This is a genomic window from Pontibacter ummariensis (assembly GCF_900188175.1).
In the GTDB taxonomy this organism is placed as follows: Bacteria; Bacteroidota; Bacteroidia; order Cytophagales; family Hymenobacteraceae; genus Pontibacter; species Pontibacter ummariensis.
Genome location: NZ_FZOQ01000001.1, coordinates 441,871 through 465,508, shown reverse-complemented (window position 1 = coordinate 465,508; position 23,638 = coordinate 441,871). Strand labels below are relative to the sequence as shown.

The 23,638-nt window shown below is 50.8% G+C and carries 24 protein-coding genes; 12 read left to right on the top strand and 12 right to left on the bottom strand.

Features of this window, described 5'->3' with window-relative positions; genetic code table 11:
• Nucleotides 1-404 precede the first annotated feature (404 nt).
• A complete protein-coding gene (gene purE, locus CHB92_RS02000) occupies nt 405-932 on the bottom strand; it encodes a 5-(carboxyamino)imidazole ribonucleotide mutase (protein ID WP_089317469.1) in 528 nt (175 codons plus the stop codon).
• Nucleotides 933-934: 2 nt separating this feature from the next.
• A complete protein-coding gene (locus CHB92_RS01995; RefSeq protein WP_089317468.1) occupies nt 935-2,065 on the bottom strand; it encodes a 5-(carboxyamino)imidazole ribonucleotide synthase in 1,131 nt (376 codons plus the stop codon).
• A 238-nt stretch (nt 2,066-2,303) separates the two neighbouring features.
• Here CHB92_RS01995 and CHB92_RS01990 point away from each other — a divergent pair, with 238 nt between their 5' ends.
• Both CHB92_RS01990 and hemE read left to right on the top strand, forming a co-directional pair.
• The gene (locus CHB92_RS01990) at nt 2,304-2,927 is read left to right on the top strand and encodes a MarC family NAAT transporter (protein WP_089317503.1); all 624 of its coding nucleotides are present in this window, start codon (nt 2,304-2,306) and stop codon (nt 2,925-2,927) included.
• 81 nt (nt 2,928-3,008) lie between these two features.
• A complete protein-coding gene (gene hemE, locus CHB92_RS01985; protein WP_089317467.1) occupies nt 3,009-4,049 on the top strand; it encodes a uroporphyrinogen decarboxylase in 1,041 nt (346 codons plus the stop codon).
• Nucleotides 4,050-4,226: 177 nt separating this feature from the next.
• Here the strand turns inward: hemE and CHB92_RS01980 are convergent, their stop codons facing one another.
• The 5 genes from CHB92_RS01980 to CHB92_RS01960 all read right to left on the bottom strand — a co-directional run bounded on the left by CHB92_RS01980 (nt 4,227) and on the right by CHB92_RS01960 (nt 9,416).
• Entirely contained in the window at nt 4,227-6,026 is a 1,800-nt protein-coding gene (locus tag CHB92_RS01980) for a TrkH family potassium uptake protein (RefSeq protein WP_089317466.1), read from the bottom strand.
• A complete protein-coding gene (locus CHB92_RS01975; protein ID WP_089317465.1) occupies nt 6,007-7,029 on the bottom strand; it encodes a bifunctional heptose 7-phosphate kinase/heptose 1-phosphate adenyltransferase in 1,023 nt (340 codons plus the stop codon). The genes CHB92_RS01980 and CHB92_RS01975 overlap by 20 nt, the downstream gene beginning before the upstream one ends.
• A complete protein-coding gene (locus CHB92_RS01970) occupies nt 7,029-8,243 on the bottom strand; it encodes a pyridoxal phosphate-dependent aminotransferase (RefSeq protein ID WP_089317464.1) in 1,215 nt (404 codons plus the stop codon). Before CHB92_RS01970 ends, CHB92_RS01975 begins: the two co-directional genes overlap by 1 nt.
• A gap of 262 nt (nt 8,244-8,505) precedes the next feature.
• The gene (gene recR / locus CHB92_RS01965; RefSeq protein ID WP_089317463.1) at nt 8,506-9,114 is read right to left on the bottom strand and encodes a recombination mediator RecR; all 609 of its coding nucleotides are present in this window, start codon (nt 9,112-9,114) and stop codon (nt 8,506-8,508) included.
• Nucleotides 9,115-9,128: 14 nt separating this feature from the next.
• A complete protein-coding gene (locus CHB92_RS01960) occupies nt 9,129-9,416 on the bottom strand; it encodes an ATP-dependent Clp protease adaptor ClpS (RefSeq protein WP_089317462.1) in 288 nt (95 codons plus the stop codon).
• Between the two features lie 258 nt (nt 9,417-9,674).
• On the opposite strand from CHB92_RS01960, the gene CHB92_RS25695 reads away from it, so the two are divergent.
• From CHB92_RS25695 to CHB92_RS01950, 3 genes are all read left to right on the top strand, one after another.
• Nucleotides 9,675-9,830, top strand: coding sequence for a hypothetical protein (locus CHB92_RS25695; RefSeq protein WP_179222927.1), 156 nt, complete (start codon nt 9,675-9,677; stop codon nt 9,828-9,830).
• Nucleotides 9,831-10,103: 273 nt separating this feature from the next.
• Nucleotides 10,104-10,547: a nucleotidyltransferase domain-containing protein gene (locus tag CHB92_RS01955; RefSeq protein WP_089317502.1), complete on the top strand. Its 444-nt coding sequence runs from the start codon at nt 10,104-10,106 to the stop codon at nt 10,545-10,547.
• Between the two features lie 5 nt (nt 10,548-10,552).
• Complete coding sequence (locus tag CHB92_RS01950; RefSeq protein ID WP_089317461.1) at nt 10,553-11,098, top strand: hypothetical protein; 546 nt, start codon at nt 10,553-10,555, stop codon at nt 11,096-11,098.
• A gap of 258 nt (nt 11,099-11,356) precedes the next feature.
• On the opposite strand, the gene CHB92_RS01945 is transcribed toward CHB92_RS01950, so the two are convergent.
• The 5 genes from CHB92_RS01945 to CHB92_RS01925 all read right to left on the bottom strand — a co-directional run bounded on the left by CHB92_RS01945 (nt 11,357) and on the right by CHB92_RS01925 (nt 15,297).
• A complete protein-coding gene (locus CHB92_RS01945; protein WP_089317501.1) occupies nt 11,357-12,124 on the bottom strand; it encodes a DUF6503 family protein in 768 nt (255 codons plus the stop codon).
• A gap of 115 nt (nt 12,125-12,239) precedes the next feature.
• Nucleotides 12,240-12,908: a YceI family protein gene (locus CHB92_RS01940; RefSeq protein ID WP_089317460.1), complete on the bottom strand. Its 669-nt coding sequence runs from the start codon at nt 12,906-12,908 to the stop codon at nt 12,240-12,242.
• A gap of 85 nt (nt 12,909-12,993) precedes the next feature.
• Nucleotides 12,994-13,653, bottom strand: coding sequence for a YceI family protein (locus CHB92_RS01935; RefSeq protein WP_089317459.1), 660 nt, complete (start codon nt 13,651-13,653; stop codon nt 12,994-12,996).
• 32 nt (nt 13,654-13,685) lie between these two features.
• Nucleotides 13,686-14,138 carry a MarR family winged helix-turn-helix transcriptional regulator gene (locus CHB92_RS01930; protein WP_089317458.1) on the bottom strand — a complete coding sequence of 151 codons (453 nt, stop codon included), beginning with the start codon at nt 14,136-14,138 and terminating at the stop codon, nt 13,686-13,688.
• Between the two features lie 169 nt (nt 14,139-14,307).
• The gene (locus CHB92_RS01925) at nt 14,308-15,297 is read right to left on the bottom strand and encodes an enolase C-terminal domain-like protein (RefSeq protein ID WP_089317457.1); all 990 of its coding nucleotides are present in this window, start codon (nt 15,295-15,297) and stop codon (nt 14,308-14,310) included.
• A 316-nt stretch (nt 15,298-15,613) separates the two neighbouring features.
• On the opposite strand from CHB92_RS01925, the gene CHB92_RS01920 reads away from it, so the two are divergent.
• From CHB92_RS01920 to CHB92_RS01890, 7 genes are all read left to right on the top strand, one after another.
• Entirely contained in the window at nt 15,614-17,050 is a 1,437-nt protein-coding gene (locus CHB92_RS01920) for a dicarboxylate/amino acid:cation symporter (RefSeq protein WP_089317456.1), read from the top strand.
• A 228-nt stretch (nt 17,051-17,278) separates the two neighbouring features.
• Nucleotides 17,279-18,193 carry a DUF5996 family protein gene (locus tag CHB92_RS26065; protein ID WP_089317455.1) on the top strand — a complete coding sequence of 305 codons (915 nt, stop codon included), beginning with the start codon at nt 17,279-17,281 and terminating at the stop codon, nt 18,191-18,193.
• A 294-nt stretch (nt 18,194-18,487) separates the two neighbouring features.
• Entirely contained in the window at nt 18,488-20,158 is a 1,671-nt protein-coding gene (locus CHB92_RS01910; protein ID WP_089317454.1) for a carbamoyltransferase C-terminal domain-containing protein, read from the top strand.
• Entirely contained in the window at nt 20,155-20,883 is a 729-nt protein-coding gene (locus tag CHB92_RS01905) for a PIG-L family deacetylase (protein ID WP_089317453.1), read from the top strand. The genes CHB92_RS01910 and CHB92_RS01905 overlap by 4 nt, the downstream gene beginning before the upstream one ends.
• Nucleotides 20,884-21,240: 357 nt before the next feature.
• Nucleotides 21,241-22,230 carry a cytochrome c gene (locus CHB92_RS01900; RefSeq protein ID WP_089317452.1) on the top strand — a complete coding sequence of 330 codons (990 nt, stop codon included), beginning with the start codon at nt 21,241-21,243 and terminating at the stop codon, nt 22,228-22,230.
• A 106-nt stretch (nt 22,231-22,336) separates the two neighbouring features.
• Nucleotides 22,337-22,798, top strand: coding sequence for an RDD family protein (locus CHB92_RS01895; RefSeq protein WP_089317451.1), 462 nt, complete (start codon nt 22,337-22,339; stop codon nt 22,796-22,798).
• 253 nt (nt 22,799-23,051) lie between these two features.
• A complete protein-coding gene (locus CHB92_RS01890) occupies nt 23,052-23,492 on the top strand; it encodes an RDD family protein (protein WP_245842247.1) in 441 nt (146 codons plus the stop codon).
• Nucleotides 23,493-23,638: the final 146 nt, after the last annotated feature.

Below are 23,638 nucleotides of genomic sequence, written 5' to 3'. Positions count from 1 at the left end.
ACGGTTTTCATGGCTTTTCAGGTTTAGGTGTCTTGCAACCCTTTCTACTTGAATAGCCATGTTTTTTGTTAGACCAGCTTATCTCGAATTCACGTTATACAAGCTAAACACATCACCCTGCACGAACCCAGCCCGGCATATGCTTAGTGGCTTTGCAACTGGTGCCGGCCATTCTACCTACCCTTTAAACAGAAAGACTTCTTTGCTGAAACTCAGGTGTGAGTAAGACAGTGGCGTTTTTAAATTAGTAGAGCTGGGCATTAACATTAACAGCTTTAACTTTCTGTTTAGCTTCGGACTCTATCTTCTTTTAAACCAGTATTGCCTACAAACAGATGGACACCTTTAAAAAGAAAGGGGCAACTGTAGCGCTGCCCCCTTTCTTTTGAGTTAAAGCCAAAAGCCTACTCCTCGTCCCGGTCTCCCCTCCTTAGTTCTTCTACCGAGCGCATCACTTTGTCTTTCAGGCTCACTTTATATTTCTCCAGCTTGTCTGCTACCGCGGCGTTCGTAGTTCCGATAATCTCTGCAGCCAGTATTCCGGCATTCAAAGCACCGTTCAAGGCTACTGTGGCGACTGGTATACCTCCCGGCATCTGCAGGATAGACAGCACAGAGTCCCAGCCATCAATGGAGTTGCTGGACTTTACTGGTACGCCAATGACAGGCAAGGTAGTAAGCGAAGCGACCATCCCTGGCAGGTGGGCAGCGCCACCCGCACCGGCTATAACGACCTTCAGGCCTCTCTTACGCGCATTCTCGGCATACTCGATCATGCGGTGCGGCGTGCGGTGAGCTGATACAATGGTTAATTCAAAGGGTACTCCCAGTGTCTCCAGAATCTCGGCAGCGGCATCCATTACTTTTAAGTCGGACTGGCTACCCATGATAATCCCTACCTGGGGCTGCTTGTTTGTGGTTTCGTCGGCCATGTTTATGCTTTTACTTTGATAACATTTTTGATCTGCTCGGCACGCTGCTGTGCTTCTTCTATATTTTCGCCGAGCACCGTGATATGCCCCATTTTACGGGCCGGGCGCGTGTACTTCTTGCCATACAGGTGAATATAGACCCCTGGCACAGCCAGCGCCTCCTGCAGGCCCTCGTACGCTGCTTCGCCATCGTAACCTGGTTCCCCTAACAAGTTCAGCATCACCGCTGCACTCTGAATGTCAGTTGTACCTAGCGGCAGGTTAAGGATTGCCCGCAGGTGCTGCTCGTACTGTGAGGTATAGTTCGCTTTTATGGTGTGATGACCGCTGTTATGCGGACGAGGCGCAACTTCGTTCACCAATATCTGCCCGTCTTTTGTCAGGAACATTTCCACAGCCAGTATCCCCACCATGCCAAAGCTCTCAATCACACGGGTTGCAATCTCAATGGCAAGCCGCTGTAACTTGTAGGGCACGTTGGCCGGGGCAAAAAGCGAGTCTACGAGGTTATGTTCCGGATGGAGACTGAGCTCTACCACAGGAAACGCAGTAACCTCTCCACTGGCATTACGAGCCACAATAACAGAGATTTCCTTTTCAAAGTCCACCAGCTTCTCCAGCACAGATGGTTCTTCAAAACCTTTGCCCAGGTCAGCCTCACTTGTGAGGCGCGTCACGCCACGGCCGTCATACCCTTCCCGGCGCAGTTTCTGGAAAGCAGGCAGGAAAGACACGTTCTGCTGCAGTTCTTCCTTGTCCTTCAGGATTATAAAATCTGAAGTGGGGATGCTGTGCTTTTTGTAGAACTCTTTCTGCAGGCCCTTGTCCTGTATGGTGCGCACTGTCTTCGCATCGGGGTAAACCTTTACCCCTTCCTGCTCCAGTTTCTCCAGGGCGTCGGCATTCACGTGCTCTATTTCGATAGTCAGGATATCACAGTTCTTACCGAACTCATACACTGTATCAAAATCACGAAAGCTGCCCACAAAAAACTCATTGCAGATATCCTTGCAGGGAGCGTTCTCATCGGGGTCCAGTACGAGGGTATAGAGGTTAAAATCGAGCCCGGCCTGCATCAGCATACGGCCCAGTTGTCCGCCGCCAAGTATCCCGAGCTTTACTTCTCCTTTCATGTCTTGTAGTTTTTGGGTTGATCTTTCCTCAAAAATACGGATTATGCGTGGAGACGAAAGGCGTAGCACAAAAGTCTTTTGCACTGCTGCCTGTTTCCGGGCGAGCATGTCTCCTGACTACTGGGGTCAACAATTTCCCTCTTTGCCTCCTTATGCCATGCCAGGGCCTGCGAAAGTTTTGTTTTACATTGACGAAAGGCTATATTTAACGCTTCAGGTTTGTTACCTCACGCTACCCATGGAAATCATACTGGCTACTTTCTCTGCCTTGTTCACTGTTGTAAACCCTTTCGGAGCTATGCCTGTGTTCCTTACACTAACCCAGGACGACACGCCGGAACAGCGAAACCAGCAGGCGCTTAAAGCTTGTCTGTACATGGTAGGGATATTGGCCGTGTTCTTCCTAACAGGCCAGTACGTGCTTAACTTCTTTGGCATTCGCATCCACGACCTGCGCATTGCCGGTGGCCTTATGATCATGAAGGCCGGCTTTGACCTACTGACACCGGGCGCAAACAAAAAGAAAATATCTCCGGAGGTAGTAGAGGAAGGCCAGCAGAAAGACGATATCTCCTTCACGCCCCTGGCCATGCCCATGCTTTCAGGCCCTGGCTCCATAGCGGTCAGCATCGGTCTGTTCACTACCTCCCTGTCTGTTTTAGACATGCTCTTTATATTAGTAGGTATCCTGCTGCTGGCGGCTGTCTCTTATCTTATCCTGCGCTCGTCGCACCAGCTTACCCGCTTCATGGGCAAGTCCGGCCTGGCTGCACTCTCCCGCATTATGGGCTTTATCGTGCTTTCGATTGGGGTTAACTTTATCGTGTCGGCCCTTACCGCCCTGTTTTTCACCGAACGCTAGTCTCCGCCAAGCCACCCGGGCAGAAAAATAGATTAAAGGGAACAGCTTTCCCCTAAGCTACATAAGTAGTATCTTTGGAGCATGCAACTGAAGAACGACCTGCTTATTAGAGCCGCCAAAGGCGAAGTAGTGGAGCGCACCCCGGTGTGGCTCATGCGCCAGGCTGGCCGCATTTTACCGGAGTACCGTGCCGTACGCAATAGCCTGAGTGGCTTTAAGGAACTAGTGGAAACACCTGAGCTAGCTGCTGAGGTTACCATTCAGCCCGTTGATATACTGGACGTAGATGCCGCTATTATTTTCTCCGACATCCTGGTGGTGCCGGAGGCCATGGGCTGCACCTACGAAATGGTAGAAAAGCGCGGTCCGCTCTTCCCGAATACGGTACGCACCGAGGCGGACCTCAAGAAACTGCGCGTAGCAGACCCGCACGAGCACCTGGGTTATGTACTGGAAGCCATTCGGGTAACGAAAAGAGCGCTAAACGGCCGTGTGCCGCTTATTGGCTTTGCCGGTGCCCCGTGGACCATACTGGCTTACATGGTAGAAGGCAGCGGTTCTAAAACCTTCTCTCATGCCCGCGGCATGCTGTACACCAACCCGAAGCTGGCGCACCAGTTGCTGCGCATGATCACCGATACCACCATTGCTTACCTAAAGGCTCAGGTGGAGGCCGGGGCGAATTTGATTCAGGTGTTTGATTCCTGGGCAGGTATTCTGTCCCCGGCGCACTACCGCGAGTTTGCACTGCCTTACATCTCAGAGATCTGCAATGCCATCCGCAACGTGCCTGTTACGGTGTTTGCAAAAGGGGCTTTCTTTGCCCTCGAGGACTTTAGCAAGCTGAACTGTGAGACAATCGGCCTTGACTGGAACATGGAAATAGGTAAAGCCCGTGAACAGGTAGGTCCGAACAAAACGCTGCAGGGTAACATGGACCCTTGCCTGCTGTACAGCTCTTTTGAGACGATACAGGAGGAGACGATTAAAATGCTGAAGGAGTTCGGACCGCAGCGCCATATTGCCAACCTCGGCCACGGCGTGTATCCTGATACTGATCCGGAGAAAGTAAAATGCTTCGTACAAACGGTAAAGGAGTACAGCGCTACTATAAATAGCTAATTATTAGACAAAGGAAGAAGGACGACAGACAAGGGCTTCTTCTTATACGGAACGAAAGAGAAGGGCCTGCTAAGTTATAGCAGGCCCTTCTCTTTTTGGCACTTATCCTCTTTTGTCAACTTTTAATCCTTGTCCCCAGGTCTTTCGTCCTTTATCCAGGGGTCCTCTGCCTCTGCCTTAACCTACTGCCAGCTGTGTTTCCGGGTACTTGTAAGCCGTGGTAACGGCACGGGTACTCAGGGCCAGCGCTAGTGTCAGCGTACCTACCCTGCCCAGGTACATCGACAGGATAATCACACACTTACCGGCATCCGAAAGCCCCGCGGTTATCCCCGTGCTCAGGCCAACCGTCGCAAAGGCGGACACCTGCTCAAAGGCAAGTTTCAGAATATCAAACTGTGCATCGGTAATCGACAGGATAAAGACAAAGGTGATGTTGATGATAGCAGCAAACGTGAACACCGAAAAGGCCTTATAGGCTACCGCATGCGGAATGGTCCGATGACCAATCTCCATGTTCCGCCTGTTCCGGATGGTTGTCGCCACCGCAAACAGGATCACCGTGAAAGTAGTCACCTTGATACCGCCGCCTGTTGAGCCTGGCGCTGCACCGATGAACATCAGGAAGATAAACATTAACAGCGTTGGCACATTCAGTGCCGAGATATCCACTGTATTAAAGCCGGCAGTACGGGTGGTAACTGACTGAAAGAAGGACGCAATCAGTGCCTCCACAAAGTTTTTTTCCGATAGCGTGTTAAAGTACTCCAACAGGAAAAAACCGATGGTTCCTAAGGCCAGCAAAGCAGCTGTTGTATACACCGTTACCCGGGTCTGCATCTTCCAGTTCTTCCAGGGGGCCGCTAGCCGGGCACGCATGTTCTTTGGCGACAGAATATCAATGATGGTAGGAAAACCGATGCCCCCGAATATAATCAGCATGACGATGACCAAATGCAGCACGTAAGAGTACCTGACAGGCAAGGTATAAAGCCCCTCTGGGTAAAGGGAGAAGCCCGCGTTACAGAATGCGGACACGGCGTGGAAAACGGAGAAAAATATCTTGCTGCCCAGGCTGGTAAATTCTACCTCTGGTCCCCAGGTCACAAACAACCCTACAGCACCAATCCCTTCTATCGTTAGTGTTAGAAAGATAAGCTGGCGCACCAGGTTTTGCGTGGAGAAAAGGGACTCACTATCCAGCAGCTCGTGCATGGCGACGTGCTGTTTTACCCCTATTCCCTGCCGCATCATGGAGGCAAAAAAGGTGGCAAAGGTCAGGATGCCTAGTCCTCCCATTTGTATCAGCAGGAGCAGAACTACCTGACCGGCAAAGGTAAAATAGGTACCGGGGTCCACTACCGCTAACCCGGTTACACAGGCAGCACTCGTAGACATGAAAAGAGCATCCAGAAAACCTATCCCCTCAGGCGAGTTCGTCATCTTGGGCAGCATGAAGAGCCCGGTCCCTATCAGGATGAGGAGCACAAAGCTAAGCAGGAATGTGATCGAGGGCTTTAGCTGAATGGCCCTCTGATGCACCTTGGTCTCCAGTAGCTCTACGATCAGCAGCAGTAGCATGTACAAAGACACCATCACCCTGTAGAACTCCACCGATAAGGGTATTCCTATTCCTTCAAAGAGGTTGTAAATGATGGGGAATCCGAAGACGTACGTACAGACTACATTCAGGAAGATGATTCCCATCAGAATGCCCTCGAACCAGGTGCGCCTCAGAAACTTGACTCGCTCGAAGGTATACAGGATACGCAGGAAGTAAATCAGCACAAAGATCGACAGGATACCATCTATGGCATAAAAGAGAATGCGCAGCCGGGCTGGTTCTTCGACCACACCGTGTGCATAAAGTAATAACCCGATTGAAAGCAGTGTGAGCACATAGGTTGTGCGGCGCATAATGGTATACGCCGTCAACTTACTGCCATACAAAAACCTGTTAAGCGATTCTGTGTTCATTCGTCTCAAAAAGCCCTATACGCAGGGCCTCGTCAAATAAGCGATCCTTGTTTACGGGTACTACACCTACCTGTTCACAAACAAGGCCACCACCCAGGTTGCTTAACCCAGCCATAAAAGGTGCAGATGTTCTCAGGGCCATGCACAGAGCCGCAATGCTGATCACCGTATCGCCGGCACCAGACACATCCGAAATAGAGCGCCGGTGTGCTTCTATGTAAGTTTTCTCTACACCGTCTGCCACAAACACTCCTCTCTCAGAAAGCGTTACCAGCACCTGCTCTACCTGCAGGCGCTCCTGCAGGTCTTCCACGGCTGTCTCAAAGGCCTCCTGGTTCTCATCCGAGAAGTCCACTTTAAGCCCCTCCTTCAGCTCCTTCAAATTTGGCTTGAACAGAGAGCATCCCACATAACTCAGGAAATTCTTTTTCTTGGGATCGATCACACTCGGAATGCCCCGCTCGTTGCTAAGCTGCAGGAAGCGCTGGATGTTTCGCTCTGAGAACACCCCCTTATCATAGTCCTCAAAAATGACCACATCTACCTTATCCAGCAATTGTAGAAAGCTTGCCTCCAGGCGCTCCTCTTCCTCTTCTGTCAGGTTATGCTCAATCTCGGAGTCGACGCGCAGGAGTTGCTGCGCGCCGGAAATAATACGGTGCTTAATGGTTGTTACCCGTTCCGTGCTCTGCAGAATGCCTTCGGTGGGCAAGCCTTTCTCCTGCATCAGGCGCAGGTAGTCTGCCCCGTCCTTGTCGTCGCCTATTACAGAGCAGAGGTAAGGCTTAGCCCCCATGGCCTGTACGTTCAAGGCCACGTTAGCCGCCCCCCCCAGGCGCATCTCACGCTTCAGCACGTTTACAATGGGCACCGGTGCTTCCGGTGAGATACGGGTAGACTTCCCCCAGAGGTAAGAGTCAATCATTACGTCGCCCACCACCAGCACATTCAGCTCGTCGAAGGCACGAAAGAGGTCTTTCAGACTTCTAAAAGAGTAATCCATTACTGCAGTTTAGCCAGGCTATTTTTAATGCGCGTAAGCGCCTCGGTCAGCTTTTCGTCCGAAGTAGCGAAAGAGAAACGGATACACTGCGGAGCTCCGAAAGCCTCCCCGCTTACCAGGGCCACGTTGGCATCTGTTAGCAGGAACATGCTCAGGTCCTCGGCGCTCTCTATTGTTTTTCCTTCATACTGCTTGCCGAAGTACTCGCTCACATCCGGGAAAATATAAAAGGCACCTTGTGGTACATAGGTCTTGAAGCCAGGTATCTCCTGCATCAGATTCAGCACCAGATCGCGCCGGCGGCGATAAGCCGCTGTCATTTCCAGGGCTGTTTCATTGCCACCTTTTAAAGCGGCAGCTGCTGCTTTTTGCGAAATAGAAGAAGTACCAGAGGTTATCTGGCTCTGCATTTTATCGCAGGCAGCCGCAATTTCTTTATGCGCAGCAATATAGCCAACACGCCAGCCTGTCATGGCATAGCCCTTTGAGAAGCCGTTTACGGTAACTACACGGTCACGCACGGAGGCGACGCTCGCCAGGCTGAAATGCTTCTCTCCGAAGTTGATGTACTCGTATATCTCGTCCGCGATCACATAAATCTGCGGGTGTTTCTCCAGCACAGCAGCAATAGCTCGCAACTCCTCCTCGTCAAACACAGCCCCTGTCGGGTTGCATGGCGACGAGTACATCACCAGTTTGGTATTAGAGGTGATGGCTTTCTCCAACTGCTCTGCCGTTACCTTGTAGTCGTTCTCAAGGCGGCCCATGATCGGCACCGGCACCCCCTCCGCAAGCTTTACGATCTCCTCGTAAGATACCCAGTAAGGTGAGAAGATGATCACCTCATCACCAGGATTGGTAAGGCACATTACTGCATTGGCGATACTCTGCTTCGCCCCAGTAGAGACCACGATGTTTTCTGGCTTGTAGTCCAGGTTGTTGTCACGCTTAAACTTGTTCACGATCTCCTGGCGTAGCTCCGGGTATCCTGCCACAGGTGTGTAGAAGGTAAAGCCCTCGTCTATGGCCTGCTTGGCAGCATCCTTTATGTACTGTGGCGTCTGAAAGTCAGGCTCACCAAAGCTCAGGTTTATCACGTCGTAGCCCTGCGCTGTCAGTTCACGGGCTTTCTTGGCCATAGCAATCGTCTGAGACTCTGCCAGTGCCTGAATTCTGTCAGAAAGTGCGGTCTTTACTGCTTCTAAATCCTGCATATTGTTTCGCTTTAAGCTGGCAATTTACTTAGAAAGGAACAGACTTTCCAGAAAAGTATCTGAAACATCAGCAGAGAAGCACAATAAATTTTATTAATTTCCTAAAATAACAGCACTAGTTTTAGAACAAGACGCAAGCACAACAGAGCGTTTATGCTAATGCCCTAATTCTGCTGCTGTTTCGCTTCTTTTCTATGCCTCCGCTAGCGCCCACAAAAAAGGCTGTGGGGTTACCACAGCCTTGCTATATCTACTGTTTGGGCTATACTTTCCCGTAAGCGGTCCGCTCTACAATGCTTCTGCCCAGCGTTACCTCATCTGTATACTCCAGTTCACCCCCCACGGGCACTCCGCGGGCAATGGTGGTAATGCGAAGGTCAAAGTCACGTAGCTTGCGGGTAAGGTAAAAGGCTGTGGTGTCTCCTTCCATGGTCGGGCTAATAGCCAGCAACACCTCTTTCACCTCTGAGTCAGGCAGACGCTCCAACAAGGAGTCGATATGCAGATCAGAAGGGCCTACTCCCTCCAGAGGAGAGATAACACCGCCCAGCACGTGGTACAGCCCCTTGTACTGCGAAGTATTCTCTATGGCGATCACATCCCGGATATCGCTTACCACACACAATAAGTGCTTGTCGCGGAGCGGGTTGGCGCAGATACTGCACACTTCTGTATCAGAGATATTATGGCACTGGTTGCAGTGCTTTACCTCCGTCCGCATCTTCACCAGCGACTCTGCCAGCAAAAACGTGTCCTCCGATTCTTCTTTTAGTAAGTGTAGCGCTAGTCTTAGCGCAGTTTTTCTACCAACGCCGGGTAGCTTGGCGAGCTCCTCTACGGCGTTCTCAATTAGTTTCGACGGAAAATTCATTCAGGCTTTTAAACTTATTCAATATCCGCCGACAGGTCTTTATCGTGCAGGGCGGTGCACATGCCCACCAACTCCTCGTAAGATCCCATCTTTACAGTACACTTCCCTTTGTAGTGTATCAGCAAGGTACACTGCTCCGCCTGTTCCGCCGTATGGCCGCATACTTTAATGAGTGTTTCGATCACGTGATCGAAGGTGTTAACGTCATCGTTGTACACGACCAGGCTACGCAGGTCAGTGCTTTCCTCCAGCACCTCTACTTCTACCTCTTCCTTATGCAAAATATCTGTATCCCAATTCATAGCACAAAATTACGAAATCTTAAGCATTTAAGGAAGCCGAAACCGATGTACAGTCCCACTCCCAGGGGTTGGTTCTATACTGTATGGCGTACTGATTAGAACAAATTCCCGCCTCGTATGATTCCTCCCTCTCCTGAATACTCCCCATTAATTAGCCGTGTTACTAGAACATGCACAACAACTGAAACAGGCACTGCCTTTGCGCTGAACCCTATAAGCACCAGACTAATCATAACCCGCCTTTTACATCGTTCACATATGCTGCAGCACAGCCTGCAGTTAGTGAAGAAGGCCGTAGGCGAAGGCATTTTGCTCGACTACTTTATTTACCCCGGTCACCCCCGCAATGTGAGAGGCAAGGACCGGGCAGACCTGATGCGGAAGGTAACACAGTACTTTGAAGACAACCTATAAAACCGTAGTTTTGCGTATGGCTGCTGTTAAAGCGGCAGTCATACGTACTTTTCTGCTGCTTTTCCGTAGGCTTGCTTGTTATCAGCCCTTAAAAACGGACCAATCTTGAAGAAAGAAGTCAGCACCCCTCTGCCCCAACCGGCAAGCAGAGCGGTTAGTAAAAAAAGATTGTCGGACAGCCACAACGATCTAATGTATTGGCTTTCACAACCTGCCAAAGCGCGCTTAGAGGCCCTAGGGCAGTTGCGGGCACAGTACAGCCTTTTAGTACAAATGGAGCTGACACACAATTTTCAAGCGTTCGTAAAACAGTTAAATGCCATTGAGGCCGAGTACATGATAGCAGGTGGTTTTGCCGTGGCCCTGTATGGTTACCCCCGCTACACCGGCGACATCGACATCTGGATTAACCCTGCCCAGGAGAATGCCCTTAAGGTGTTGGAGGTGCTCTACTCTTTTGGATATCTGGAGCGGGACGTAAACCTGGAGGACCTGACCACTCCTGAGATAGTCGTACAGCTGGGTTATCCGCCCAACCGCATCGCTATTGCCACAGGCCTGGCTGGAGTGGACTTTAGAGACTGCTGGGACCATAAAATACGGATGCCTTTTGGTGACACCGTGGCCAACTTTATTAGTCTGGACCACCTGAAAAAGAACAAGCAGGCTTCTGCACGCCTGCAAGACCTGCTGGACCTGCAAAACCTTCCTGACTAGCACCTATGCCTACTGTCTCCCCCGCTTTTCGACAGGCTGTAAAACAACTGAGCGACAAAGAGAAAGAAGCCATCATCTTAAAGGCAGCCCGCCGGGATGCAGAACTTTACGAACTGCTGTCTTACGAACTTTTAGAAGAAGTCACCCTGGAGGAGGTCTATGAGCAGACGGCAGACAAGATACATGAGCTGCTGATCAATGCCAGTGGGCGCAGCCTAACGAAGGCACTAACCAAAGCATTGCGCAAAGCCCTGAAGGAAATAGCCCGTTTTAAGCGTATCACGAAAGAGCCAAAAGCAGAGATAGACCTGCACCTGTACACCTTGCGCCTTATCTTCAACAACTTTAGTGGCCAATTCGACAGCTATTACAAGGGCTTCTACACGGCTACCGCCCGCCTGTTGCTCCGCACCATGCAGCTTATCCGAAAGAACCTCCACGAGGACTACTACCTGGAGTATAAGCCGGAACTGGATGACTTTCTGCAACAAATCCATAGCCGCAGCAAGCCTGTGCCTGTTGTTTTGCCTGAGGAGTTTGAGGTAGAGTAGGTTGAGGGGTTTGTTTGCTTATGTTCTGAAGTTGTTGGGCGTTCTGCCTAAGCTAGCGTAGGCACTGCTGGTCCACGGCTTTACAAGCCTAAAGTTTCATTATTTATTATGCGCGCTCCACGTCTGGGGTAGGGGCCCTCTGTTTTTCTTATCAAGAAGAAAAGTAAGGCCCAGCCGGCGAGGCGAAAGCTAACGAAGAGCATCAACAGCTCAGGTTGCTGGGAAGCCTTTGAAAGGGAGACTCACGTAAACCCTTTTCTACATCTGCGGCAGTTCCCCCACCTTTACCTCCTCCAACACAATATCCGACACTTTCTCCAGTTTACCGGCTTCAAAGGCTCTGTCGTAGTTCTGCAAGGGGAAGTCTTCCTTCGTAGTGTAGTTCACGTAATCCTGAAAGCGCACACCGCCAACTTCGCGCGGGTTTACGGCCTCCCGGAAGCGGGTGCCGCCACCATCTTCTACAAAACTGTACGCCAGGTAATCCATGGTGTGGCGCTGCTGGTGGAACCAGTAGACGTACTCATCTTCGTAGTCTTCGCCCCCACCCTCTTTTGCAAAGGTCACCCGTACTTTATGGTAGGGCTCCCCCTTCACGGTTGCCTCGCCCAAGTACTCCTTCTGCACAGCTGGGTCATTCAGGAAGTACGGCAGCAGCGCGAAATAGATCACAGAGTTAACCGAAGCCGCATAAGCCTTCTCTTTCTCCGCTGACAAGGACACGGGCTCGTTGTCGACAGTCCTCTCAAAGCCACTGTTACGCAGCACATCGTGGACAAATTCACCTGTTGAGTCGTTGGTAAAGGTACGGCTGTACAGGTAAGCACCCTTGTCTCGTAAGGCCCGGTAGCGCTTGTCGCGTAATTTAAAGGACACCACTCCTTCGTCTAACTGGCTTCCTCCATGGGCAGCCAGGGCAGCGTCCACGACTTCCTGTGCTTTAGTATCCTCTGTTTCACTGCAACCCATCACCAAAAGGAACAGCGCTACTATTAAACAGTTACAAGTGTGTTTTACCAGCTTCATGATGCACATAATTTTATCAAAGATAGGCATAAGCAGCGGACAGAGTGGCAAGGGTTAAAACGAAAAAAGCTCCGCCCTGTAAAGAGCGGAGCTTTCTATATAAGTTAAGCGATTGCTACTGCTGGGCAGTTACATCAAATGTTACGACAAACTCATCAGAGATGGCTTTGTCGCCCAACTCGCCAAAGAAGCTTTCTGAGCCATAGCGCACATCAAACTTAGAGCGGTCTACCGTCACATCAGCCTGCGCGTTTACAGTGCCATTGGCAACAGTTACCACGGCAGGAAAGCTAACTACTTCTGTTTTATCTTTGATAGTGAGGTTACCCACAACGTTATAGTTTGCCTCGCCGGCAGCGGCATCTGCAATAGGAGATGCGCTTGTGATCTCGAACTTAGCTGTTGGGTACTTCTCCACGCCGAAGAAGTCGTCAGACTTCAGGTGGCCTACCAACTTGGCATTATCCTCTTCAGCCGTAAGGTCAGTGTTGGTGATCGTCGTCATATCGATCACGATCGTACCGCCTGTTAGTTGGTCGCCCGCTACAAGCAGTTGTCCGCTTTCCAGTTCGATTTCACCATCATGCTCTCCGGTTACTTTCTCACCGTGCCACTTCACGTTGCTCTGCTCCTCTACAATAGTGTAAACCTCGCCTTCAGCAGCAACTTCTTCTGGAGCCTCTGCGGCTACAACGTTTGTTTCTTCAACGGCCTCTGTCTCGCCACCACAGGCGGTAAACAAAAGGGCTGCGGCAAATGAGGCATAAATTGCTGTCTTTTTCATGCTTTTTGAGTTTATGTGTTACTAGTTAAGATTACATAAGATAGGTCCGCTCCTGAAATCGGAGCGGACATGCTATAAGGATCAATTACTGCTTGGCTGTCACATCCAGTGATACCACGAAGTCATCAGAGATGGCTTTGTCGCCCAAGCCTTCGAAGAAGCTGTTGGAACCGTAACGCACGTCAAACTTAGCGCGGTCTATGGTAACATCGGCTTTCGCAGTGGCCACACCATTTTTAACCGTGATGGTGGCAGGGAAGCTGATTGGCTTTGTAATGCCTTTGATGGTCAGGTCGCCACTAACGGTATAGTTTGGCTTACCGACAGCCGCATTAGCAACAGGTTTCACGCTGTTGATCTTGAAGGTTGCCATAGGGTGCTTGCCCACGCTAAAGAAATCGTCTGATTTCAGGTGGCCGATCAGCTTCCCGTTGTACTCCGCATCCGTAATATCAGTACAAGTAATGGAGTTCATGTCGATGGCGAAAGTGCCGCCCACCACTTTATTCCCGCTTAACAGCATTTGTCCGTGGTGCAGGGCAATGTTACCCATGTGCTCGCCGGTTACTTTTTTGGCGTGCCACTTCACGTTGCTCTTCGCTACGTCCACGGTATAAGCACGCGCTTTAGCAGGGGCTTCTACCGCCGCGGCAGCTTTTGTAGAAGTGTTGTTGGTCGTGTTACCGGCATAGGCTGAAACCATCAGCGCACCAGCAAGAGAAGCAAGAATTGCGTACTTCTTCATTTGTTTAATAAAAAGGTATGTGGCTTTGTTTGTTATTTGTTTCTGATTTTATCCAGCAAGGCATTCAGCTGCTCAGCCTCCTCCTCTGTCAGGTTCCGGATACCGGCTCCCTCCCCGGCTTCCATCGGGTCCATTTGCTTTAACAGTTCGAGCCCTTTTTCTGTGATCAGCACATCTACGGTGCGACGGTCCGAAGGGCACTGCTTTCGCGTCACCAACTCCTTGGCCTCCAGCTTATCCACGATCCTGGATGCGTTGGAGGTCTTATCCAGCATGCGCTCTATCAGAAGGCTGATGGTAGCCGGCTTCGGGTGCTGCCCCCGCAAAATGCGCAGCACGTTGTACTGCTGTAGCGTTACCCCGAAAGGCTTGAACTTAGCCGCCTGATCTTGTTGCAACCATCCGGACGTATACACCATATTGATATAGGCCTTATGGTACTCACTTTTGAAAGTAGGTTGTTTAATTTCTTCTTCTATCTTCATGTCTAAAGGCTACTATCAAATGCTGTGGCAAATATATGTACATACATTTAATGTACAAACACAACAACAATATTTTTTCAAATTTGTTTCCTTATCCTCCTAAAAAAGAGATGAAAACATAAGAAGCTTTCGGGAGAGTTACAAGCTGTGGAGTGGCCGGCCTGTTCCTTTACTTCTGATAGAGCACGCCGCCCTGTTCCCGCACAAGATTAAAAGGCTCCCGCTCGAGTAGCAGGAAACCGTCCAGGTTCACAAAATCAAAGGCACTGCTTAATTGCATAGCCGACCAGGCACCCAGCGAGGTCTCGACCATGCTACCCAGCATCACCATCAGGCCGTGCTTCCGTGCTTCCTGCAAGAGACGTACTGTGTTCAGGTAGCCACCAGCCTTCATCAGTTTTATGTTCACCCCCTGAAACTGGGTTTGCAAGAGCTCGAAGTCTGCTGCATCGGTCATGGATTCGTCTGCCACCAGCGGGATGGGGCTGCTGTCTTTCATGTGGGCATATTCTGACACATGCCCTGCCGGCATGGGCTGCTCCATAAAAAGCACGCGTCCGGTGTCCAGGGAGTTCAGAAAAACAAGAAGCTCGTCCGGGTCCCGCCAACTCTCGTTCCCATCCAGCACCAGGGGGCGCTCTATAGCTAACAGCACTTCCTCTACCAGTTCCGCCCCCTGCTCCGGACTCACTTTCACCTTTAGGCTTCGGAAGCGGTCCAGCTGATGCGCTTGTATAAACTCCCGCACCTTGCCTGGCGCTACGGTGGGCAGCGTGCAACAGGTTACCTGCTGTCGCGGTGCAGGCTGCCCTAGCAACTGGTGCACGGCAATTCCTTTTAACTGGCAGTAATAGTGCAGGTAAGCTGACTCTATGGCAAAGCGCAGGGCGTTTACAGGCGGATGCTCCAGCAAGAGTTGCAGGAGGTCTTCCATGCTTTTAACGGAGGGCAGGCCAGCCATTAACAGTACCTGATACTGCTGCAGGAGTAATTCCGGGGTTTCGCCATAGCGAATGCTAGGGGCCGCCTCTCCAAAGCCATTGTAGCGGCCATCCGACACCTGTAGCAGAAAATTTAACTTTTCCTCGCTGGCATGGCGGGCCGTCTTCCAGGGATGGGTTAACTTAAGGTGTAGGACTTCGATGCGCCAGGTCAGCATACATTTAAAGCAGGTGTTAAAGTAAGAAGCTTAAATAAGTTGCACTAAAATAAAGTTTTGCCTACTGTACTCCCCTCTACTACATACGAGGCAGAAAGTTTACCCTGCAGGCTTTTCGAGCAAGCATAAGAATATATTTTGGGATCGTGTGCCGCCTATTTGCCGGTGTGCTTTAAGCCATTATATTTGCTAAGCTATTGTAGGTGTGCCCTGTCGGCAAATACTATCAAATTAGGTTATACAGACGCATTTACTACAAAGGCTTTTTTTTAGTGGTTGTCCTGACCGGCAGCCGGTTTCTATTATTGTTTTATACATGAAAAAGTCTTTATTGCCCTTGGCAACGCTGGTCTGTATTACGCTAGCCGCCATCCTTACTGTACTGCAGCAGTACAGCTTTATTTCCTTGCCGGCAGAGGTGCTGACAGCCGTGCGCTGGGCAGGCATCAGCGTTCTGCTGCTCTACGGCCTGCAAAAGCGGACCCTTACCACCTGGATCCTGATCAGCATGGTGGTCGGCGCTGAGATAGGCTATGACTTCCCGACCTTTGCCACGAACCTGAACGTGCTGAGCAAGGTCTTCCTCAAGCTCATCAAAACCATTATCGCACCCCTTATCTTCGCTACGCTGGTGGTGGGCATAGCAGGGCACTCCAATCTGAAACAGGTAGGCAGCATGGGCTGGAAAGCCATCGTTTATTTCGAGATCGTGACTACCCTGGCCCTGTTTATCGGCCTGGCGGCTATCAACATCAGTAAGGCCGGCGAGGGTATTGATGCGGGTATCGCGCAAAGCCAGGAGGAAATCGCAGCTGTTCCGGCCCAAAGTACCTCAGATATCATTCTACATGTATTCCCTGAAAACATTGCCAAATCTGTGGTGGAGGGCCAGGTGTTACAGATTGTAGTGTTTAGCGTGCTGTTTGCCATCGGCCTGGCCATGGTAAGTGAGAAAAAGCGCAAGCCGATGCTGGATTTCTGCGAGAGCCTTTCGGAGACTATGTTCAAGTTTACGAACATCATCATGTACTTTGCCCCGGTTGGTGTCGGGGCTGCTATTGCTTACACGGTGGGGCATATGGGCTTTGGCATTCTACTAAACCTGTTCCAGTTGCTGGCGACCCTGTACGTGGCCCTGCTGGCCTTTGTGCTGCTGGTACTGCTGCCAGTGGCCCTTATTGCCGGCATTCCGATCAAACGCTTCCTGAAAGCGGTGTCCGGCCCGGTGTCTATCGCCTTCGCCACCACGAGTTCGGAAGCTGCGCTGCCGCGCGCTATGGAAGAGATGGAAAAGCTGGGCGTACCCCGTAAAATCGTTGCCTTTGTGATGCCGACAGGCTATAGCTTTAACCTCGACGGCACGACCCTCTATCTGGCACTCGCTTCTGTGTTTGTAGCGCAGGCTGCCGGCATAGACTTGAGCCTAGAGCAGCAATTGGTGATGGTGTTTACCCTGATGCTGACCAGCAAAGGCGTGGCAGGCGTACCGCGCGCCTCTTTGGTGATCCTGCTTGGTACCGTCGCCTCCTTTAACTTACCGGTGTGGCCTGTATTTGCCATCCTGGGCATCGACGAACTCATGGACATGGCCCGTACCTCCATCAACGTAACGGGTAACTGCCTGGCTACCGCCGTAGTGGCCAAATGGGAAGGCGAGTTTAACCCGCAGCCAGAAACAGGACTGGTCGAAAGTACGATTCCTGCCCTTACGGAGAAGCCTTCAGAAGAAGACAGAACACCAGAGTTGGTATAAACTCCTTCTTCCCTCCATATAGGTGCAAAGCCGGGCATGTCCGAACACAAGCGGATATGCCCGGCTTTGCTTTTTACCGCATTGCACCGGTAGCCTCTAATTATGCCCCCCTATTCCAGCGTCAAAGTTGAATAAATCGTAAAAGGTCTAAGTACACATACGCTCCGCTGCAATCGCTAGAACTACGACCACATCAAACGCACAAAAAGCTATATATGTCCATTAACTATGAAAACTTCATGGCCTACTCTCTCCTATGCCGAGGCAAAAGAGACTTACAAAACGCTACATCTGTGGACGCAGATCATAGGCAAAATTAAGCTCGCCAAACAGCCGTGGATCAACCATTCCTGGCATATAACGCTGTTTGTAACCCCCACTGGCCTGACGACCGCAGACATACCCGATGACGAACAGCATTTCCAGGCCGACTTTAATTTTATCCGGCATCAGCTAGAGATCAAGACCAGTGAAGGGCAGGTACGCTCTTTCAGGCTGGAAGGCCTGTCGGTGGCAGACTTCTATGCGAAAGTTATGGGCTCTCTTCGCGAACTTAAGATCGAGGCAAACATAAACCTGATCCCGAATGAGATGGAAGAAGTGATCCCTTTTGATCAGGACCATATCCACGCGACATACACCCCAGAACACGCAGCAGCTTTACACCAGGCACTGCTTCAAGCACAAGATGTTCTCTCACAATTCAGGGCTGAGTTTAAGGGGAAATGCAGCCCGGTGCACTTCTTCTGGGGAAGCTTTGACCTGGCCGTGTCACGCTTCTCAGGTCGGGAGGCACCGCAGCACCCCGGTGGCGTCCCCCACCTCCCGGATTGGGTTGCTCAGGAAGCGTACTCCCATGAAGTGTGCAGCTGTGGTTTCTGGCCTGGTAATGAAGCGGTACCCTTCGCCGCCTTTTACTCCTATATTTATCCTGCCCCGGAAGGTTTTGAAAGAGCCAGCGTGCAACCCGACAAAGCGTATTACCACCAGGAACTGGGAGAGTTTATCCTTCCATATGAAGCTGTACAACAGGCGCAGGATCCTTCGTCCACGCTGCTAGCGTTCCTCCGCTCTACCTACGAGGCAGCTGCTGAGTTAGGGCAATGGGACAGAAAGTCATTGGAGAAAAGTGTCCCTACCTAAAAGCCTGGCGGGCCACCCAGCTGAAACGGCACAGATTAGCAACAGTCCGCGTGGCATCAGTAGCTACCAACAAATACTGATTTTTTCTAGCGCGACAGGCCTTTTCGCTTCCAGGGTTAGCTACTCTTGTAAGCCATCTAACAGCAGTCAGCAGTGTTTCTCACACCTTTTAACAGAAACGACTGAATACGTACGTGTGCCTACTGTAATGCCCACTCCTAAAACCTTTTGAAATAGAAATCCGCTTTAAAAACAAGGTTTTGATCAGCGAATAAAAATTTAGGAAAAACTTATATGGCCTTACCATCTATTTTAGGCATTAACAGAACGCAGGATGCCAGCATCAGCATCTTCGAGGGCGGACGCCACGTCATGTCGATCCACAAAGAACGATTATCGAAGCGAAAGCATCACTGGGGACGCCTGAAAGATATAGGCCTTTATAAAGAACATGTTCCCGCAGTTAACCGGCCTTATGACCTGGTAGTGGAGTGCTGGTCTGCCGATGAGGAAATACAAAAGAAAGAGCAGTACCACGAAGAGCTCCGCACGGAACTGGACTTCACCCCCAACAGCCGGATTATCGAGATCTCACACCACCTTTCCCACCTGTACAGTGCCTGGCCGCCCTCCGGCTTTAAGGAATGTGCCGTGATGATCATCGACTCCGTAGGCAGCCCCGTGGAGCACATCAAATACGACTACCCGGGTAAGGGAAAAACAGGGCTCTTTGAGGTGGCCTCCTACTATTATTGCAAGGACGGCGAGGTGAAGTGTATCCAGAAGCAACTGCACGACCGCAACCCGGAAGAACCCAATGGCCTTGGCAACTTTTACTATAAGCTAACGGAGTGCTTTTTCGAGGGCGAGGGCAGCGAAGGCAAAGTGATGGGCCTGGCCGCGTATGGCGACCCCAGTAAACTGGATTTACCGGAGCTAATAGTAGAGGAAGGCGCGGCGCTGATACCGGACGCGTGGCGGGAGATGTTCAAGTCATGGGACTACGCTTACAAGCAAGACCAAAAGACGTTTCAGGAAAAAGCAGATCTGGCAGCCAGGGGCCAGGATGTATTTGAGAAAGCCTTAATAAAGATAGCGGACTGGCTAAGCGAAAAGACCGGTACAAAGGATATCGCCTACGCCGGAGGCTGTGCCTTAAACTGCGTAGCCAACAGCAAAGTGCTGGAGCAGGGCTACAACCTGTTTATCCCCCCTGCCCCGCACGACGGGGGCACTTCGGTAGGCTGTGCCATATATGGGGCCATGGAGTACTTTAAGCTGCAAAACGCGTTTAACTGGCGAACCGACTACCTGGGGCCGGATGTGAACATAGAGGAGGTAACCAAGCTGTTAGCAGACTACCCTGGCCTAAGCCTGCATAAGCCGGATGATATACTGGAAGAATGCGCGAACCACCTGGTGAAGGGGGAGATTCTTTGCGTTTACCAAAGCAACAGCGAGTTTGGCCCCAGGGCTTTAGGAAACCGCAGTATTGTGGCCGACACGCGCTATGCCGTACACAAGTTCTGGATCAATACCTTTGTGAAAGGCAGAGAGTGGTTCCGCCCAATTGCCCCCTTTGTGCTGCAGGAGGATGTAAACAAGTATTTCCACTTCGATGGGAGATCCCCCTTTATGCTCTTCACCGCTTACCTGCGGGATGCCTACAAAAACAAATTCCCCACCATCGAGCATAATGACTTCAGCGCCAGGATACAAACCGTAAGCGAGGAAGACAACCCGTTTATTTATGAGCTTATAAAAAGCTTTAAAGAGAAGACAGGCGTGGGCATTATCACCAATACCTCTTTTAACGGCAAAAACGAGACTATTGTGGAGACCCTGACAGACACCCTGAACTGCTATGCCAGGCTCCCGATTCATTACCTGGTGGTGCCGCCCTATATTATTTCAAAGAAAACACCGGTTAGCAATCCTTTACAACTTTCCAGTTCCCCTGTTTGAGTTTGAAAATAAATATTTTATCACCCCACATTGATGATGCTGCCTATGGCTTGTCCCTTCATATAGCGAGGTTTGTCTCCAGTAAGCTCCCCGTAACTATTATTAATTGCTTTACAGTTACTAAGTGGACAGCGGTATTTGTACCGGGCGGTGTAAAAGAAGTGAGCCTTTTAAGGGCGCAGGAGGACATGGCGTTTAACAAAGTGTTTAACTCTGCACTCAACATAACCAACCTCGCGCTGCTTGACGCCCCCCTGCGAAATGGGTATGTGTTACAGCCGGGTCCTTTTGTGGAGAACGAGCTCACCTTGGTGGAGGAGATCAAAAGCTACCTGGTTGCAAACGTGGAGGGACTCCTGTTATGCCCCTTAGGTATTGGCAACCACATCGACCATGCGATCTGTCGTGAGGCGGTGCTGGAGCTGTATAAGAAGTTCGACGTACTGTTCTATGAAGACTTGCCTTATGCTTACCGCATCACACCCAAAGAAATAGAGCTTCATGTGAGAAAGCTGGAAGACAAACTGGATGTAAAGCTGATGAGCCAGGTAGATGGCCTGCAGAACTGCACGATAGACAAGGAGCAGGTCATCCGTTTGTACAAGAGCCAGATGAACGATGAAATATGCTCTGAGATTATCTCCTACATGAACTTACTGACTGGTGAAAGGCTGTGGGGCGAGCCCCGGGTAATGGAACAGCTTGGCAACGCCTTAAACTGCTGAGCTTGCCTGACCGCAAGCCCATTTCGCTTTATCTCCCGCAGGGAACACCAAGCCCGCAGGAGCTTCCAGGTAATGTGCGGTAAAAATACAGGCTCGGCTCGGAAGAACAGATTTACCCTTCATTTCAAAAGCTGAGCACAGCATGTACCGCTACAAAAGCTGCAGGCATAAGGCCTGCGGCTTTTTTTATGCTGTTTACCTATCCGGTGTGTGTGCCTACGAAAAATATATAGAAACAACGCAATACTACCTTTGGTTTAAGTTACATTTTTTATATATTTAACCCTATATTTTGTACCAAACCCAAACCTATACCGTTTAACACCAACTGCAAAAAACTAAACCCAACATACGATTATGAAAAAAGCTTTTAAGATTGCGGGCTACGTGGTTGTCGCATTAGTGGCGGTTATAGCTGCTGGTGTGATTTACCTGCAGTATGCCTTCCCTAACGTTGATGCTGCCCCAGTTATCACGATAGAAAAAACACCCACCCTTGTAAAACGTGGAGAGTACCTTGCCAACCACGTAACCGTGTGTATTGATTGCCATTCGACCCGCGACTTTTCGCGCTTCTCGGGCCCCTTAGTACCCGGCACAGAAGGAAAGGGCGGCGACAAGTTTGACCACTCCATGGGTTTCCCGGGAACCTTCTACGCCCGCAACATCTCCTCTGATAAAGAAACCGGGATCGGCAGCTGGACGGACGGAGAGGTTTACCGTGCCATGACGAAAGGTGTCAGCAAAGACGGCGAGCCGCTGTTCCCTGTAATGCCCTACAGGGCCTATAGCCAGATGACGACAGAGGACGCTTATGCCATCATTGCGTATATCCGCACACTGGCACCAATCAAGCACAAGGTTCCTAGGTCAGAACCGGACTTCCCGATGAACCTGATCCTGCGCACCATGCCTACAAACGAAAGCGCACCAGCACTGCAGCAAACAGCTTTGAATGACGAGTTGGCCCGCGGAAAGTACCTGGTAACCATTGCTTCTTGTAGCGACTGCCACACCCCGCAAGAGCAGGGCGCTCCGGTAGAGGGCAAGTACCTGGCTGGCGGCATGGAGTTTGCAAACCCGGACGGTTCCGTGCTACGCTCGGCCAACATCACACCGGATACCGAAACAGGCATCGGAAGCTGGACCGAGGACGCTTTCGTGCAGCGCTTTAAAATGAACCTGGAGCCAGGCAAAGTAGCTCCTGGCGCACCAAATACCATTATGCCCTGGAGCATGTACGCCGGGATGAAGGAAGAAGACCTCCGTGCCGTGTACAAGTACCTGATGAGCCTGGAGCCAAACGAGAACAAAGTAGAGCGCTTCACGCCAGCGGTGAAGTCCTAAGCACACAAAACATTGAAAAAGAGCTGCCGGTCTAAGACCGAGCAGCTCTTTTTTGTTGTAGATATGCGCCAGATGTTGTATCATCGGCTTTTACAGCTTTACAACAATGGAGTTTTATACAAAGGAAGGCGGCAGAGCTCCTGTGTCTCTTCCCTATGCCAGCTTCTGGGATCGCCTTTTAGCCCTGCTTATCGACAGCCTGCTTACGGCGCTAATCGCCATATTGCTCATGCCCCTCCTGGGCCTGCCGCTATTACCAGAGCCCAATGACCTGGAAACGCGTCTGAGGTTACACCTGGTTAGCATCTTTGTTGGCTGGATTTACTATGCAGGATTCCAAAGTTCTGTTTACCAGGCTACGCCAGGGAAATTAATACGAGGCATTTTCGTGACCGACACCGAAGGTTACCGCCTGTCGTTTACCAAGGCTACGGGCCGCTACTTCAGCAAGCTGCTTTCTGGCCTGACACTGCTGCTTGGCTACCTCTTGGCAGCCTTCACACCTAAAAAGCAGGCGCTACACGATCTGCTGGCACATACGCTTGTACTAAAGCACCCTTCCTCCTAAGCCTCTTCAACACGAACGAACGCTACCCCTCTACCTACATCTATCTCTGTAATACCACAAGGCTATAAAAGGCTTGCACATATCAAAACTTGGCCAGGCCTAGCCAAGCTGTTGCTGCAAAACAGCCCTACCCCTTCCCCGCTCAGGGCCTAACACGATGAACAACAGGAAGCTTACCTGTTGAGCTGCTGTAACTAACTCCGGAATATAAAGTATAAGAGACTCTGTTAAGACTCTACCTATACTTTATCTTATGCAGGAGGCTACGTATACCCAAACCCAGGTAAAGAGAGAAGCGGTGCTGGCAAGCATGGAGGCAAGGCTGGCGGCCTTTGCCCTGGACATGCTCCTGATCCTCATCCTGATAGGGGTAGTGGACTTTCTCACCTTTAGCAGCGACGAAGAAGCCTTGCTCCTGAAGCCCGAGCGCCTTCTCTACCTGCTACTTGGCTGGTTGTACTTTGCCGGTGCCGAAAGCTGTTCCTGCCAGGCTACTTTGGGAAAGTACCTCATGAACCTGCGTGTGACTCACACCACGGGTGAGCGCCTTGGCTTTAAAGTCACTAGCACCCGGTATGTTGCCAGGCCTGTATCTGCTCTAATGATGCTCATGCGCTTCCTAACCGGCACCTCTGGCAACGTTAACAGATGGTTTCATGACAGGGTGACGAACTCTCAAGTGACCATCAGATAAACCTCTTCTTTCTTACAAGCTGGCCAGTCTTACATAATTAAGGGCTCTTACAGCTAGTTCAACCGAACAGTACAACCCTATTTCCCTGAATAAGGTAATCACCTTAGGGAGGTCCGAACGCTGCTGTGCGCGTAGCCTAGGTGCCG